Source organism: Polymorphum gilvum SL003B-26A1 (assembly GCF_000192745.1).
Taxonomy (GTDB): Bacteria; Pseudomonadota; Alphaproteobacteria; order Rhizobiales; family Stappiaceae; genus Polymorphum; species Polymorphum gilvum.
Map to the genome: position 1 here is coordinate 3,941,378 of NC_015259.1, position 14,256 is coordinate 3,955,633.

The window sequence follows — 14,256 nt, forward strand, 5'->3', positions numbered from 1 at the left end:
TGGAGATCAGCCATGCACGGCCCCGATCCGAGCGCCCGCTTTCCGTTCCCTGGCGCGCGCCATACCGCCTTTATCAAGAACGTCGTCACCCGCCACACCATCGAGGCAGGCGACTACAGCTACTATCACGATCCCGAAGGCCCGGAGCACTTCGAAGAGCGCTGCGTTCTCTACCATTTCGACTTCATCGGCGACCGACTGATCATCGGCCGGTTCTGCGCCTTCGCCACCGGCGTGCAGTTCATCATGAACGGCGCGAACCACGCCATGACCGGGTTCTCGACCTATCCGTTCAGCATCTTCGGCGGCGGTTGGGAACTGGGCTTCGATCCCGCCACCTGGACGGCCGGCCTGCGCGGCGACACGCGGATCGGCAACGACGTCTGGATCGGCCGGGAGGCCCGCATCCTGCCCGGAGTGACCATCGGCGACGGCGCCATCATCGGGACCAGGGCCGTGGTAGGGCAGGACGTACCGCCCTATGCGATCGCCGTCGGCAACCCCGCGCGCATCGTGCGACAGCGCTTTGCCCCCGCCGTCATCGACAGGCTGCTGGTGATCGCCTGGTGGAACTGGCCAGTCGAGCGGATCAGCCGCAATCTGGACGCCATTCGCGGCGCCGACCTGCAGGTGCTCGAGCGGGCCGCCGCGTGACTCCGACCGCCGGGCCACCACGGCCCGGCGCCAACGCGGCTCGACGGGACGCCCGCCGGGCGCTATGAACACGCCCATGGATCACGTACCCAAACACACAGAGACGCAGCTCGAAGCCGGACGGCTGCTGTTCGCCCGCCCCTGGCGCTTCCTGACCAGTGTCGCCGACATCCGGCAACTGCCCGACATCGGATCGCTGGAGATCGCCTTCGCCGGGCGGTCGAACGTCGGCAAGTCCAGCCTGATCAACGCGCTGACCGGGCAGAAGGCTCTCGCGCGGACGTCCAACACGCCGGGGCGGACGCAGATGCTGAACTTCTTCGGCGCAGAGGGCGCTGCCGTCACCATCGTCGACATGCCCGGATACGGTTATGCGGAGGCGCCCAAGGGCATGGTCGACGCCTGGACCGACCTGATCTTCGCCTATCTGCGCGGCCGGCCGACCCTGCGGCGGGTGTTCCTGCTGATCGACAGCCGACACGGCCTGAAGAGCAACGACCTCGAAGCCATGCAACTGCTCGACAAGGCCGCCGTGGTCTACCAGGTGGTGCTGACCAAAGCTGACAAGATCAAGCCGGGCCAACTCGACCGCCTGGTGGTTGACACGGCCAAGGCGCTCGCCAAACGGCCTGCCGCCCATCCGGAAATCCTGGTTACCTCGTCCGAGAAAAACACCGGCATCGATAGCCTGAGAGCGGCGATCGCCGTTCTGGTCAACGGCGGTGCCGGCTAGGACGGCAGAGCGGCCGACCCTGCCGATATGCGGACCATCCGTATAGTCACCTGGCTTCGACAAATGTGTCCCAGCCAGATTTTCGCAGGGTGCGGCACCGCCGGTCTACCGCTCCGCCTCTGCGTCGCGATGCCCTCGCCCCGGGCTGCCCCCCGGCCTGATCGAGAGGCTTAGGATCATCCTGCTCCGCACCGAGATGCCGCAACGGGACATCGAACCGCCTCGCGGTCGCCGCGGGACAGGTTTCGATGCTGCTCGCCAGGGAGAAAGCCCGCGAAAAATCCCCTTCCGAACGCGCGGGATAGGTGCCGCCGCCGCTGCGCTGCCGAACCCCGAGGCTGCGCCAAGCGCGTTGAGATGCGGCGGCAAACCGGTTATAGACGCGGTCCGGACGCCTGTCGTGCAGGGCGCGCGCCCTTGCCGCCCCTCGACTGAAGCAGCGAGTTTTCGAGCCGATGACGACCCAGGATATCCATAGCCACGCGCATATCATCGCCCAGGCCCTGCCCTACATGCAGCGCTACGACAAGCGGCGCGTCGTGGTGAAATACGGCGGACACGCCATGGGGGATCCGGAGCTCGGCAAGGCCTTCGCCCGCGACATCACACTGCTTCGGCAATCCGGCGTGCATCCGGTCGTCGTCCACGGCGGCGGGCCGCAGATCGGCAGCATGCTGAAACGCCTCGGCATCGTCAGCGAGTTCCGCGGCGGCCTGCGCGTCACCGACAAGGCCACGGTCGAGATCGTCGAGATGGTGCTCGCCGGCTCGATCAACAAAGAAATCGTCCAGTCCATCAATGCGGAGGGCGGCCGAGCGGTCGGCCTGTGCGGCAAGGACGGCAATCTGGTGACGGCGACCAAGCTGCAGCGGACGATGATCGACCCCGATTCCAACATCGAGAAGCTCATCGACCTCGGCTTCGTCGGCGAGCCGGCCGAGGTCAATCCGACCATGCTGGAACTGGTGCTCAAGGAAGACCTCATTCCGGTCCTTGCGCCGGTCGCGCCGGGCGCCGACGGCGAGACCTACAACATCAACGCCGATACCTTTGCCGGCGCCATCGCCGGCGCCCTCAACGCCAAACGGCTGCTGTTCCTGACCGACGTGCCCGGCGTGCTGGACAAGGACGGGACCCTGATCAAGCAGCTGACCGTCGCCAAGGCGCGGGCGCTGATCGCCGACGGGACGATCTCCGGCGGCATGATCCCGAAGGTGGAAACCTGCATCGAGGCGCTCGACCGAGGCGTGGAAGGCGTCGTAATCCTCGACGGCAAGGTTCCCCACGCGGTGCTGCTCGAGCTTTATACAGACCATGGCGTCGGAACGCTGATCCGGCCGTGACCGCCCTCGACGACCTCCCAAGCGAAGGACGCCACGCCCACGCCTACGACCTGCGCGCATTCCAAGGGGTCGAAGCCTGGGTGTTCGACCTGGACAACACCCTGTATCCGGCGGAAACAGATCTCTTCAGCCAGATCAACGACCGGATCGCAGACTATATCGCGCGCCTGCTCGGCGTCGGCAAGGACGAGGCGAGCGCCAAGCAGAAGGACTTCTATCGCCGCCACGGTACCACGCTGCGCGGCCTGATGATCGAACACAACATCGATCCGGACGATTTCCTCGCCCACGTCCATGATATCGACTATTCGCCGGTGAAGCCGGACCCGGCCCTCGGCCAAGCGATCGCGTCGCTTCCGGGGCGCAAGTTCATCTTCACCAACGGCGACCGGGCCCATGCGGAACGTACTGCCGCCGCCCTGGGCGTCACCGACCATTTCGAGGACATCTTCGATATCGTCGCGGCCGGTCTGATGCCCAAGCCGAACAAGGAAACCTACGACCTGTTCCTCGCCCGCACCGGCGTGTCGCCGGCGCGCGCCGCCATGTTCGAGGACCTGACACGCAACCTGCTGGTCCCGCACCGGCTCGGCATGCGCACCGTCCTGGTCGTGCCGTCGGGAACGCGGGAGGTGTTCCGCGAGGACTGGGAGCTGGAAGGCCAGGACGCGCCGCACGTCGATTTCGTCACCGACAACCTGACGGGATTCCTGCGCGCGGTGCTCGGCTCCATCGAGTTGCCCATCGGATGACTTAGGCGACGCCACGGAACGGACTCGACCTGTCCCGGATGTTCCGTCTATTGAGATCTCCTCAACAGGGAACCACGGGTCGAGCGATGATCTCCTTGCGCGCGCTGCATGCCTTTTCCCTGCTCGCCCGGCATGGACGGGCCGCCCAGGCCGCCGACAGCCTGGGTGTCTCGCCGTCGGCCCTGTCGCATCTGCTGCGCAAGCTCGAAAGTGAGCTCGGAGCGACTCTGGTCCTGCGCGACGGCCGCGGGTTGATGCTGACCGACGAGGGCCAGCGGCTGGCGATCGGCCTTGGCGACGCCTTCGAGAGGATCGAAAACGCGGTCGACAGCTTCCGCCGGCGGGGACGCACCGAGCTGCGGATCAGCACCGTCTCGACCTTCGCGACGCGCTGGCTGATCCCGCGCCTGCCGGACTTCCAATCGAGGCAGGCGGACGTCGAACTGCTGCTGTCCGCGTCCACCCGCGTCGTCGATCTCGACCGGGAGAACTACGACTGCGCCATCCGGCTCGGCACCGGCGATTGGCCCGGCGTCGAGGCCGTGCTGCTGTGGCGAGAGCATCTGGCGGTGGCCATGGCGCCGCGCCTGCTGCGCGAACCGGGCCAGGATCCCCAACAGGTACTGCGCGGCCTGCGTCTGCTGCACAGTGCGGCGCGCCGGGACGACTGGCAGAAGTGGCTTGTCCATGCCGGCCTGCAGCATCCGGACGCGACGTCCGGAACCGTGCTGGAAAGCCGCGACCTCGCGATCCAGGCAGCCATCGCGGGCATGGGGGCGATCGTCATCGACCGACGCTTCGTCGAACTCGAACTGTCGGCCGGTCATCTCGTCATGCCGGACTGGCCGGTCATGCCGTTGAAGACCGGTTACTGGTTCGTGCGCACGCCGAACCGGCCGCTGAGCCGGCCTGTGGCCGGGTTCCGTGACTGGCTGGTACAGACCGCAAGGGCGGCCAATCCCGACGGCGAGACCAAGGCAGAGAACCAAGCCAAATGACCTGCGCAAGAAAAAAGCGCTTGCGCAAATTCCAGGACGCCCCGACGATCATGCGATCCAGATCGACTTGGCTGGGGAGCACGAGTCATGGAAAAGAGAATGGCGCGGTGGCTGTCGGCGGTTCTCGCCGCAACCTGGCTTGCCGGCTTCGCGCTGCCGGCAGGGGCGGAGACGCTGACCTGGCATTTCCGCAGCGAGCATCCCAACGTCGTCAGCGTGGAACTGTATTCCGAACAGCGCAACCATGTCTGGCCGGGCGGCGGCAAGATCTACATCCTCGACGACTACTCCGTTCGTGACATCAGCATTTCCTGTCGACCGGGCGAAAAAATCTGCTACGGGGCATGGGTTCGCAACCGCACCAGTTCCTATTGGGGCGTCGGCTACAACAAAAGAAACAGCTGCACCAGCTGCTGCTACACCTGCAACGGCGGCGAAACCAAGATCATCGTTCTCAACCCCTGAAGGGGCGATGTCCGGGCCGCCGCGTACAACCGACCGGATCGCACAGCCATGACCCACGATGCCCCGGCGCTCGGCCGCGCTGTCGCCCTACCCGCCGATCCCGACAGTGCGACGCTCGACCGCGTGCCCAATCCCCATGCCGATACGGACTACGTGACCCGCTTCGTCTGTCCGGAATTCACCTCGATCTGTCCGGTCACCGGACAGCCCGATTTCGCTCACCTCGTCATCGACTACATTCCCGATCGCTGGCTGGTCGAATCCAAGTCGCTGAAGCTCTACCTCGGCTCGTTCCGCAACCACGGCGCCTTCCACGAGGACTGCACGGTGGCGATCGGCAAGCGGCTTGCGACGACCCTGGAGCCCCGTTGGCTGCGGATCGGCGGCTACTGGTACCCGCGGGGCGGCATCCCAATCGACGTGTTCTGGCAGACCGGCAAGGCGCCGGACAGCGTCTGGATTCCGGACCAGGGCGTGCCGCCCTATCGCGGCCGGGGCTGAGCGCCTCGTCAAAACTGCGCAGACTTCTTACCCTACGATAGTTTTGAACTTCCATCTCGCAGAAAGACCTTTTCCCATTAAGCATTCATTCACCCAGGACGAACGATAGTCCCTTTAAATTCAATCGTCTGGGGGATTTCATGACAGCATCTGCGGCAGAAACGGGCCACAAGAGACTCGCGCAGAGCATTTCGGACTTCATGATCCCGGGCGGCGTCTTGCAGGACGCCACCCGCCGCGCCTGGCGCGCGCTCGAGCCCGAGCTGCCGCGCATTCTCGACGATTTCTATGCCGCGATCGCCCGCACAGAGGAGATCCAGGACAAGATCGGATCCCAACCGGGCAAGGCTGCCGGACTCAAGTCGGCGCAGGTCAAGCACTGGCAGTACATCTTCAACAACGCGCCCGACCTGGAATTCGAAGGCCAGGCCGCCAAAATCGGCGCCGCGCATCTACGCGTCGGTCTCGACGCCTCCTGGCTCATGGCGGCGTTCGGCCGCCTGATCACTGCCACGATCCCGATCGTGACGTCGAAATACCGCTTCTCCCCGAAGAAACTCGATTCGGCGTTGCAGGCGCTGGTGTCGCGCTTCTTCCTCGACATGATCCTCGCCCAGAAGGCCTATGAAAACAGCGCGCTGCACCAGCAGGCGGGGTCAGAGCAAGCGCTAAACCAGCTGAAGAGCCTGCAGAACATCGCCAACACGCTGTGTGACATCAACGACATCACGATGAACATGGCAATCCTCGGCCGCAACACGCGCAGGGCGACCGAGGGCGGCCAGGCGATCTCCGCGGCTGCGGCCCAGCTGGTGATGTCTATCGACCAGATTTCCGCCAACAGCGAGGGGGCCACGCACGAGGCGGACGCCACGAACACGGCGGCGATGCAGGGCCTCGCCACAATGGCAGCGGTCTCGGAGGCGATCAACGAGATCGCCTCGACATCCGAACAGACCGGCCAGAGTCTCACGGACCTGCACCAGGCATCCGCCCAGATCGGCGAATTCCTCGCCGTGATCGAATCGATCGCAAACCAGACCAACCTGCTCGCCCTCAACGCCACCATCGAGGCCGCGCGCGCAGGAGAGGCAGGCAAGGGCTTCGCAGTCGTCGCGGCCGAGGTCAAGTCGCTGGCGACCCAGACCGCGAAGGCTACGGAAGACATCTCGCGCCGGATCGAGGCGCTCCAGGCCGGTATGGAGACGATCCAGGCCGCGATCGGCAGCTCGCGCGATGCCGTCGGCAACGGCCAGCAAGCGATCGCCGGCGCGAATGACCTGATGCAGTCGATCGGCGCCCAGGTTTCGAGCGTGTCCGGGCGGATGCGCGAGATCTCGGCGATCCTGCAGCAGCAGAAGGGCGCCAGCCAGGAAATCGCCGAAAGCATCGCCCAGGTCGCGGACCTTGCCAGCGACAACGACCGGCGCCTCGGCGACATGAACGGCACGCTGCAGGCGACCAACGACAAGTTCAGCACCAGTGCGAAAACCTGGTTCCAGGCCGATTCGAGTCGCTCGCTCTGCGAAATGGCGAAGATCGACCATGTGCTGTTCAAGAAGCGCGTGGTCGATACGGTCGTCGGGCGCGGCAACTGGCATGCCCACGACGTGCCCGACCATCACGGCTGTCGTCTCGGCAAATGGTATGACGCGATCAAGAACCCCGAGATTCGCCGCCATCGGGCCTTTGTCGCCCTCGAGGAACCACACCGCGCGGTCCATGCCGCCGCGCGCAAGGCGCTGGAGGCGCATGCTGCGGGCGACACCGGCGCCGCGTTCGAGGCCCTGCAGGTAATGGATTCCGCCAGCCGCAAGGTCGTCGACAGCCTGAACGGCCTCGCCCATGCGCTCGACACGGATCTCAAGGCCATCGACAGGCGCACCCATGCACGCACGGCACATTCGGCGGAGACCGAATTGGCGACCCGCGACGAGATACGAAAAATCAAGCTGACGGACGTATCGAAGAACGGGATCGGCGTCGAGGGGCTGCATCAGCAGGACGTGGGCAAGACCGTGAGCGTGCGCCTTGACGGTGCCGATCGCCTCGGCGAGGCCGTCTGGTCGGACGGCAAGCGCGGCGGCATCCGCTTCCTGACCGGAGACACGAAGGACTGAGCCGGCTCAGCGCCCCAGCACAAGCAGCACGATGCTGGCGACGATAAGCAGGCAACCTGCCACCTCGCGGGCGCTGGTCGCCTCCCTGAACACGAACAGGGACACCGCGAAGGTGAACACGAGTTCGATCTGGGCCAGCGCGCGGACATAGGCGACCTGCTGGAGGGTCATGGCGGTGAACCAGCCGATCGAGCCGGCAATGCCGGCGAAGCCGACCCAGACCGCGGCGCGCCAGTTGACCAGGCTGGCGCGCAGCTGGTCCGGCTCACGCGCGGCCATCCAGATCACCATCACCGCGGTCTGAAACAGGGTCACGAAGGCAAGGCTAAAACCGGCCTGCATGACGAAGATCGGGCCACCGAGGGCGAGCGAGGCTGCCCGATAGCAGGCCGCCGATGCGCCGAACAAAGCGGCCGAGGCGAGCCCGATCAGCGCCGGACGGCCGGCGAGAGACGTGCCAAGCGCCTGCAGCGTGAGCGGCGTGCGCGCCATCGATATGATCACCACGCCGACCACCCCGGTCAGGATGGCGAGACCCGCCGCCGGGGTAACCCGCTCGCCGAGGAGGACCAGCCCGAACAGGGCTGCCTGGACCGGTTCGGTCTTGGAATAGGCCGTGCCGACGGCGAAATTGCGGAACGAGAACAGGTGGACGAGCAGGAAGGTGGCGAAGATTTGCGCCAGGCCGCCTGCGATCGCAGCGAGCAGGAAACCGGCATTAAGCGCTGGCAGGTCGTGGCCAAACCCATGATGCAGGACGGCCACATACAGCACGGCAAAGGGAAAGCCGTAGCCGAAGCGCACGAAGGTCGCGCCGGTCGTTCCCAAGCGCCCCTTCAAGTGTTTCTGGAGCGCCGAGCGCACGTTCTGGCAGAATGCGGCAAAAATCGTGATCGGTATCCAGAGTTCCATGCAGAGCTGCTCCTGACCGTCCGCCCCGCCAGGACTGGACCGCAGCACTATAGGGGCGCCTGCCACGGCCGCCCATTGAGGCATTCTCAACCGCCCTACCCCATTGACTCAAGAGCACCGCCCCGCTTCTTATCCGCCGACAGAGTCAACGCCCTTTTCCAACGCACCCCGTGCCGGAGACCTCCCCCTCATGATCCATGACCTTGCCAAGCTCGCCGCCACCATCGACGCCGCTTTCGAGGATCGCGCCAGCATCGACACCCACACCACCGGCGAGGTGCGGCAGGCGGTCGAGACGACCCTGAACCTGCTCGACCGCGGCCAGCTGCGCGTGGCGGAGAAGAAGGACGGGAACTGGGTCGTCAACCAGTGGGCGAAGAAGGCGGTCCTCCTGTCGTTCCGCCTCAATCCGATGGAGGTGATCAAGGGCGGGCCAGGCGACGCGACCTGGTGGGACAAGGTGCCGTCCAAGTTCGACGGCTGGCGCGGAGTCGATTTCGAGGAGGCCGGCTTCCGTGCGGTGCCGAACTGCATCGTCCGTCGCTCCGCCTTCATCGGCAAGGGGGTCGTCCTGATGCCGTCCTTCGTCAACCTCGGCGCCCATGTCGGCGAAGGCACGATGGTCGACACCTGGGCCACCGTCGGCTCCTGTGCCCAGATCGGCAAGAACGTGCACCTGTCGGGCGGCGTCGGCATCGGCGGCGTGCTCGAGCCCCTGCAGGCCGGTCCGGTGATCATCGAGGACAACTGCTTTATCGGTGCGCGATCGGAAGTGGTCGAAGGCGTCATCGTGCGCGAGGGCGCGGTGCTGTCCATGGGGGTGTTCATCGGCGCCTCGACCAAGATCATCGACCGCACCACGGGCGAAGTCTTCGTCGGCGAGGTGCCGGCCTATTCGGTCGTCGTGCCCGGCACGATGCCGGGCAAGCCGCTGCCGGACGGAACGCCCGGACCGAGCCTCTACTGCGCCGTCATCGTCAAGCGCGTCGACGAGCAGACCCGCTCCAAGACCTCGATCAACGAGTTGCTGCGCGACTGAACCGGGTGCGCCGACCCTAATCGGCCGGGCTCGTACGCGTTGCGTGCGGGCCCGTTGCTCTTTCCGAGCCGGCACAGGCCGGCGGCTAAAGTCCAAACATCCGTGCGACGCTTTCGCCGATCAGCAGCGACAGCAGCAGGTCAAGCACGACGACGCCGATGCAGACGCTGACGCTCGCCTGGAGGGAGATGCGCGTCACGCGGTAGCGATAGTGGGCGACGACCGCCAACGCGGCGATCGACAGAAGCACCAGGATGCCGGACGGGATCAGGCCAGCCATGTAGAGCAGGGCCGGGATCACGAAGGGCACGGTCGCAAGCAGGCTGGTCCAGTTGCGTGCGACGACGAAGGGCACATAGGTCCGAGACAGGCCGAGCGGAGCGGCGAGGACGGCCATGACGAACGGATAGAGAATCCAGTCGAGCCCGAAAACAACCACTTGGGCCTGCCAGAACGCCTGTTCAGGGAAGAACCCGGAGTCCACACCGGCTTCGATCAGGATCAGCCGGCGCTCCGCGAGCGAGGTTACGATCAGCGGTGGCACAAGCAGGATGACGACCGAAAACGACCGCCAGAAGCCTCCGATCGACAGGTCGAAACCGCGCATCGCATCCGCGCGGCCCCGGAACAACGCCCAACTCGCCTCGATCGCGCGGAGCGTTTCCGCGATGCCGACCATCGCTCACTCCGCTCCGGCCACGGGAAAATAGCCATCCAGGAACCGGCGGTAGATCGCGGCCAGTCGCTTGAGATCGACAACTGCGACGCATTCGTCGACCTTATGCATGGTCTGCCCGACAAGTCCGAATTCGACCACCGGGCAATAGTCCTTGATGAAGCGCGCATCGGACGTGCCGCCACCGGTGGACAGGTCCGGACGCTGACCCGTCTCGGCCTCGACCGCGTCGGCAAGTCCCTCGATCAGCCGGTCGTCGCGGGTGAGGAAGGATTCGCTGGCATCGCGCCGGAACTCCAGTGACCAGTCGCAGGATCGGTCAGCGGCCGCCTCGATCACGGCCGTCACCTTCGCCTTCAGTCCGTCCAGGGTCCACTCGTCGTTGTAGCGTATGTTGAAGCGCGCCTCCGCCCGAGCCGGAATGACGTTGAAGGCGGCGTTGCCGACCTCGAGATTGACGATCTCGAGATTGGACGGCTCGAACCGCGCGTTGCCCTCATCGAGCTTCAACGCCTGCAGCGCAGCGAGGAGCCGCAAGAGGTTCGGAATCGGATTGTGCGCCAGATGCGGATAGGCAACATGCCCCTGGATGCCCGTCACGGCGACAATGCCCGACAGCGACCCGCGGCGGCCGATCTTGATGGCATCGCCGAGGCGCACCGGATTGGTCGGCTCGCCGACGATGCAAGCGTCGAAGACATGTCCCTGGGCACGCGCCCAGTCAAGCAGCTTGACCGTGCCGTTGACCGCAGGCCCTTCTTCGTCGCCCGTGATGAGGAAGGAGATCGTACCGCCGAAGTCGGTCCCCCGCTCGGCGACGAAGGCGAGGGCGGCGGCGGCAAAGGCCGCGATGCCGCCCTTCATGTCGACCGCGCCGCGGCCATAAAGCAGGCCGGCGTCGATGACGCCGTCGAAGGGACCGTGGCTCCAGTCGGCAGTTGCTCCGGCAGGAACCACGTCGGTATGGCCGGCGAAGACGAAATGGGGAGCGCCATGGCCGATCGACGCGAACAGGTTCTCGACGTCAGGGGTATCGGTGTCAGAAAATGTCAGCCGCTGAACGGAGAAGCCTGCACCCTCCAGTCGCTCCTGCAGCAGTTGCAGAGCGCCGCCTTCGGCCGGCGTCACCGACGGGCACCGGATCAGGTCCTGGGCCAAGGAAACGGCGATATCTTGCATGTCGGTCATGACGACAGTCCTAGTCAGCGGCCGATACTGCGTCAATCCGGGCGGCGCGGGTCTATTTGCGGCGATAATAGCTGTTCGGGACCGGCCCGTAGCGATTGGGCCCGGCCGTGCCCGGAAGGAAACCGAGGACCAGGATCACCACGACGTTCAGCAGCGGCACAAAGATCAGAAGCGCGAGGAACCCGGTCAACCCCGCATCCTGAAGCCGCTTGATGACGAGCGACAACTCGACCCACTGCAGGAACAAAAACAGAAACGGAAACAGCGGGTTGGAATCCATAAAATTGACGATCGTGAGCTGCTCGATGCCGACCGAGGGGTCGAGCGTGGTGAACCACATCCGCGCAGCGATGGCGATCACCGCCCAGACCATCAGGAAGCCGAGCCAATAGGGCTCGCGCGAGAGGCGCCCGATCGGGCTCAGGAACAGCCATACAAACCCTGGAGTGATGTTGGCCGAAAAAGGTGCTTGCGCCATGCGGGGTCCGGTTCGCCTCGGTTAAGTCCTCCCCGAGTTAGTGGCAAGCGCGTGGCGGATCAAGCGCGGCGCGCCCTCGCCCGCGGTTTTTCAGCAGTGTTGGCGCCAATCTTCTTTGCGAAGGCGCGAAAATACCGTTGGCGCCGCGACGATTTCGCGCCAATCTGCACGCACACGCCAATGTTGGGAGGAAACATTGACCATGCAGGAGCAAGGAACGACCGCACCGGTCCCGCCGGCCGTGCGGCGGGATCCGGTCGTCAACGCAATCGGAATCACCGATATCGTCGACGCGCTGGCGGCGGGCCTGCGCGATTTCCGTCGTGCGCCGCAATTCGGCCTGTTCTTCGGCGCCATCTACGCTGGCGGCGGCCTGCTGATCATCCTGACCGCCTCGGCTTTCCAGATGAGTTATCTGAGCTATCCCCTCGCTGCCGGCTTCGCCCTCATCGGCCCGTTCATCGCCGTCGGCCTGTATGAGGTCAGCCGCCGCCTCGAAGCCGGTGAGACGCTGTCGTGGCCGTCCGTGCTAGGTGTGGTCTGGGCCCAGCGTGGTCGGGAGATCTCCTGGATGGCCTTCGTCGTGTTGTTCGTGTTGATCATGTGGATGTACCAGGTCCGCCTGCTGCTGGCCCTATTCCTCGGCTTCCAGTCCTTCGCCACCTTCGGCGAATTCGTCTCCGAGGTGGTCAGCACTCCGGAAGGTCTGATGTTCCTGCTGGTCGGCCACGTCGTCGGTGCGATCCTGTCGGTAATCCTGTTTTCGCTGACCGTGATCTCGTTCCCGCTTCTGATGGACCGGGACCGCGACTTCATCACCGCCATGATCACCAGCGTGCGCGCCGTCGTCACCTCGCCCTTGCCGATGGTCGGTTGGGCAATCGTCGTGACGGTGACGCTGATCATCTCCATGATGCCGGCCTTCATGGGCCTGCTGGTCACCTTGCCGGTGCTCGGCCACACGACCTGGCATCTGTACCGTCGCTGCGTGGCGCCTGAGCCCGCGGCGACAGTCGCATCGACCTAGGCTTCGCCGTCGTCGGCGGCGTCGGGCGCAGCAAGTCCGGCAGCGTGCCAACGGCGGGCGGCAAGCGCCGCCAGGTCCTCCGACACGGGCCGGTAGTCGACCCGGGTCAGATAGAGCCCGTCGGGCGGGGCGACCGGACCGCAGGCTTTGCGGTTGCGTGCGGCCAGCGCCTCCCGGACGGTCTGCGCATCCCAGCGCCCCTCGCCGACGAGCCTCAGGGTGCCGACCATCGAGCGGACCTGATTGTGCAGGAAGGAGCGCGACGCACATTCGGCGACGACGACATCGCCTTCGCGCCGTACGGCAAAGAACTCCAGGGTCTTGACCGGGCTCTTCGCCTGGCAGCGGGCATGACGGAACGTGGTGAAGTCGTGATGGCCGACGAAGACCTGGGCGGCGGCATGCATCGCCTCCGCATCGAGCGGTGGCTTGACATGCCAGGCAAGCCCGCGCTCGTAAGTCAGCGGCGGCACCCTGTTGACGATCCGGTAGCGGTAGGCGCGGCGGATCGCCGAAAAACGCGAGTCGAAGCCAGCGTGCATCTTCTCACAGGCGAGCAGAGCGACCGGGTCGGGTTGACAGTGGAAGTTCAGCGCTCCGAGGACTGTGTCTGCCGGCCAGTCGCGGGATAGGTCGACATGGGCAACCTGTCCGGTAGCGTGAACGCCGGTGTCCGTGCGTCCTGCTCCGCCAATAGTGACCTCTTCACCGCAGAAGGCCTTCACCGCGCGCTCGATGACCGCCTGCACGGATGGGCCGTTCGCCTGGCGCTGCCAGCCGCAGAACGGCCGCCCGTCGTATTCGATCGTCAGCTTGTATCGCGGCATGGAGCGCCCTATTCGAAGTCCTCGAAGGGCGTGGCGAAAGTCACCTCGACGGGCAGGTCGTTGTCACCCGCCTCGGTCAGCGCCATCGCCATGAAGGCATTGCCGGCGTAGGGGCCGTGGACCTTCTGCGCCAGCACCGGATCGAAGCCGAAACGCGGATAATAGGCCGGAGGCCCGAGTACCAGGACGAGATCCTCGCCGGCCTTCCGGAGATCCGCAAGAGAGGACTCGACCAGCTGCGAACCGATGCCGAGGCGCTGAAAATCCGGATGTACCGAGAGGGATGCGAGGCAAGACACATGTAGCCGATGGCCGGCGCCCGCACCGGTCACGCGGCTGAACGCGATGTGCCCGACGATGCGTCGGTCCGGCGTTTCCGCGACCCGCTCCAGGACCAACGCCCCGCAGTGACGCAGGTCATGGACCAGCCCCGCCTCGGTTTCCTGGCCGAACGCGGCTGCGATCACCGCGTGCACGGCCGGCTCGTCGGCCGGATTGACGGGCCGGATGGTCACGGTGGGGAAATTCTTTGCATCGTTCATC

Annotated in this window: 16 protein-coding genes; 10 read left to right on the top strand and 6 right to left on the bottom strand. The window is 65.5% G+C overall.

Going from position 1 to position 14,256, the window contains the following annotated elements; genetic code table 11:
* Positions 1-12: 12 nt before the first annotated feature.
* The 8 genes from SL003B_RS24020 (at position 13) to SL003B_RS22470 (ending at position 7,566) form a co-directional block, all read left to right on the top strand.
* The gene (locus tag SL003B_RS24020) at positions 13-654 is read left to right on the top strand and encodes a CatB-related O-acetyltransferase (protein ID WP_013654365.1); all 642 of its coding nucleotides are present in this window, start codon (positions 13-15) and stop codon (positions 652-654) included.
* A 76-nt stretch (positions 655-730) separates the two neighbouring features.
* Positions 731-1,387, top strand: a complete 657-nt coding sequence (gene yihA / locus SL003B_RS18345; protein WP_013654366.1) for a ribosome biogenesis GTP-binding protein YihA/YsxC — start codon at positions 731-733, stop codon at positions 1,385-1,387.
* Positions 1,388-1,842: 455 nt separating this feature from the next.
* Complete coding sequence (gene argB / locus SL003B_RS18350) at positions 1,843-2,730, top strand: acetylglutamate kinase (protein ID WP_013654367.1); 888 nt, start codon at positions 1,843-1,845, stop codon at positions 2,728-2,730.
* On the top strand, positions 2,727-3,482 hold the full coding sequence (locus SL003B_RS18355; RefSeq protein WP_013654368.1) for a pyrimidine 5'-nucleotidase: 756 nt from the start codon (positions 2,727-2,729) through the stop codon (positions 3,480-3,482). The genes argB and SL003B_RS18355 overlap by 4 nt, the downstream gene beginning before the upstream one ends.
* 86 nt (positions 3,483-3,568) lie before the next feature.
* Positions 3,569-4,480 (top strand): LysR substrate-binding domain-containing protein, encoded by a 912-nt coding sequence (locus tag SL003B_RS18360; protein WP_013654369.1) that lies wholly within the window; start codon positions 3,569-3,571, stop codon positions 4,478-4,480.
* Positions 4,481-4,579: 99 nt separating this feature from the next.
* Complete coding sequence (locus SL003B_RS18365) at positions 4,580-4,945, top strand: hypothetical protein (protein WP_013654370.1); 366 nt, start codon at positions 4,580-4,582, stop codon at positions 4,943-4,945.
* Positions 4,946-4,993: 48 nt separating this feature from the next.
* Positions 4,994-5,446, top strand: coding sequence for a preQ(1) synthase (gene queF / locus SL003B_RS18370; protein ID WP_013654371.1), 453 nt, complete (start codon positions 4,994-4,996; stop codon positions 5,444-5,446).
* 140 nt (positions 5,447-5,586) lie between these two features.
* Positions 5,587-7,566, top strand: coding sequence for a methyl-accepting chemotaxis protein (locus SL003B_RS22470; protein WP_049792615.1), 1,980 nt, complete (start codon positions 5,587-5,589; stop codon positions 7,564-7,566).
* Positions 7,567-7,572: 6 nt separating this feature from the next.
* Here the strand turns inward: SL003B_RS22470 and SL003B_RS18380 are convergent, their stop codons facing one another.
* Complete coding sequence (locus SL003B_RS18380) at positions 7,573-8,478, bottom strand: DMT family transporter (protein WP_013654373.1); 906 nt, start codon at positions 8,476-8,478, stop codon at positions 7,573-7,575.
* A gap of 190 nt (positions 8,479-8,668) precedes the next feature.
* Here SL003B_RS18380 and dapD point away from each other — a divergent pair, with 190 nt between their 5' ends.
* On the top strand, positions 8,669-9,517 hold the full coding sequence (gene dapD, locus SL003B_RS18385) for a 2,3,4,5-tetrahydropyridine-2,6-dicarboxylate N-succinyltransferase (RefSeq protein ID WP_013654374.1): 849 nt from the start codon (positions 8,669-8,671) through the stop codon (positions 9,515-9,517).
* 85 nt (positions 9,518-9,602) lie between these two features.
* Here the strand turns inward: dapD and SL003B_RS18390 are convergent, their stop codons facing one another.
* From SL003B_RS18390 to SL003B_RS18400, 3 genes are read right to left on the bottom strand one after another with little or no spacing between them, the layout of a single operon-like run.
* Positions 9,603-10,196 (bottom strand): hypothetical protein, encoded by a 594-nt coding sequence (locus tag SL003B_RS18390; RefSeq protein ID WP_013654375.1) that lies wholly within the window; start codon positions 10,194-10,196, stop codon positions 9,603-9,605.
* A 3-nt stretch (positions 10,197-10,199) separates the two neighbouring features.
* Positions 10,200-11,381: a succinyl-diaminopimelate desuccinylase gene (gene dapE, locus SL003B_RS18395; protein WP_013654376.1), complete on the bottom strand. Its 1,182-nt coding sequence runs from the start codon at positions 11,379-11,381 to the stop codon at positions 10,200-10,202.
* A gap of 52 nt (positions 11,382-11,433) precedes the next feature.
* A complete protein-coding gene (locus tag SL003B_RS18400) occupies positions 11,434-11,859 on the bottom strand; it encodes a DUF805 domain-containing protein (protein WP_013654377.1) in 426 nt (141 codons plus the stop codon).
* 202 nt (positions 11,860-12,061) lie between these two features.
* Here SL003B_RS18400 and SL003B_RS18405 point away from each other — a divergent pair, with 202 nt between their 5' ends.
* Positions 12,062-12,886, top strand: coding sequence for a DUF2189 domain-containing protein (locus SL003B_RS18405; protein WP_013654378.1), 825 nt, complete (start codon positions 12,062-12,064; stop codon positions 12,884-12,886).
* Here the strand turns inward: SL003B_RS18405 and truA are convergent.
* A complete protein-coding gene (truA, locus tag SL003B_RS18410; RefSeq protein ID WP_013654379.1) occupies positions 12,883-13,713 on the bottom strand; it encodes a tRNA pseudouridine(38-40) synthase TruA in 831 nt (276 codons plus the stop codon). The two genes, SL003B_RS18405 and truA, sit on opposite strands and share 4 nt — an antisense overlap.
* Positions 13,714-13,721: 8 nt before the next feature.
* On the bottom strand, positions 13,722-14,255 hold the full coding sequence (locus tag SL003B_RS18415; protein ID WP_013654380.1) for a GNAT family N-acetyltransferase: 534 nt from the start codon (positions 14,253-14,255) through the stop codon (positions 13,722-13,724).
* Between the last annotated feature and the right edge of the window lies 1 nt (position 14,256).

Coding starts and splice junctions, on each gene's coding strand:
- SL003B_RS18380 (WP_013654373.1), bottom strand. CDS start 8,478: ATGGAACTCTGGATACCGATCACGATTTTTGCCGCATTCTGCCAGAAC.
- SL003B_RS18400 (WP_013654377.1), bottom strand. CDS start 11,859: ATGGCGCAAGCACCTTTTTCGGCCAACATCACTCCAGGGTTTGTATGG.
- SL003B_RS24020 (WP_013654365.1), top strand. CDS start 13: ATGCACGGCCCCGATCCGAGCGCCCGCTTTCCGTTCCCTGGCGCGCGC.
- argB (WP_013654367.1), top strand. CDS start 1,843: ATGACGACCCAGGATATCCATAGCCACGCGCATATCATCGCCCAGGCC.
- SL003B_RS18365 (WP_013654370.1), top strand. CDS start 4,580: ATGGCGCGGTGGCTGTCGGCGGTTCTCGCCGCAACCTGGCTTGCCGGC.
- yihA (WP_013654366.1), top strand. CDS start 731: ATGGATCACGTACCCAAACACACAGAGACGCAGCTCGAAGCCGGACGG.
- SL003B_RS18415 (WP_013654380.1), bottom strand. CDS start 14,255: ATGAACGATGCAAAGAATTTCCCCACCGTGACCATCCGGCCCGTCAAT.
- truA (WP_013654379.1), bottom strand. CDS start 13,713: ATGCCGCGATACAAGCTGACGATCGAATACGACGGGCGGCCGTTCTGC.
- SL003B_RS18360 (WP_013654369.1), top strand. CDS start 3,569: ATGATCTCCTTGCGCGCGCTGCATGCCTTTTCCCTGCTCGCCCGGCAT.
- SL003B_RS18390 (WP_013654375.1), bottom strand. CDS start 10,196: ATGGTCGGCATCGCGGAAACGCTCCGCGCGATCGAGGCGAGTTGGGCG.
- SL003B_RS22470 (WP_049792615.1), top strand. CDS start 5,587: ATGACAGCATCTGCGGCAGAAACGGGCCACAAGAGACTCGCGCAGAGC.
- SL003B_RS18405 (WP_013654378.1), top strand. CDS start 12,062: ATGCAGGAGCAAGGAACGACCGCACCGGTCCCGCCGGCCGTGCGGCGG.
- dapD (WP_013654374.1), top strand. CDS start 8,669: ATGATCCATGACCTTGCCAAGCTCGCCGCCACCATCGACGCCGCTTTC.
- dapE (WP_013654376.1), bottom strand. CDS start 11,381: ATGACCGACATGCAAGATATCGCCGTTTCCTTGGCCCAGGACCTGATC.
- queF (WP_013654371.1), top strand. CDS start 4,994: ATGACCCACGATGCCCCGGCGCTCGGCCGCGCTGTCGCCCTACCCGCC.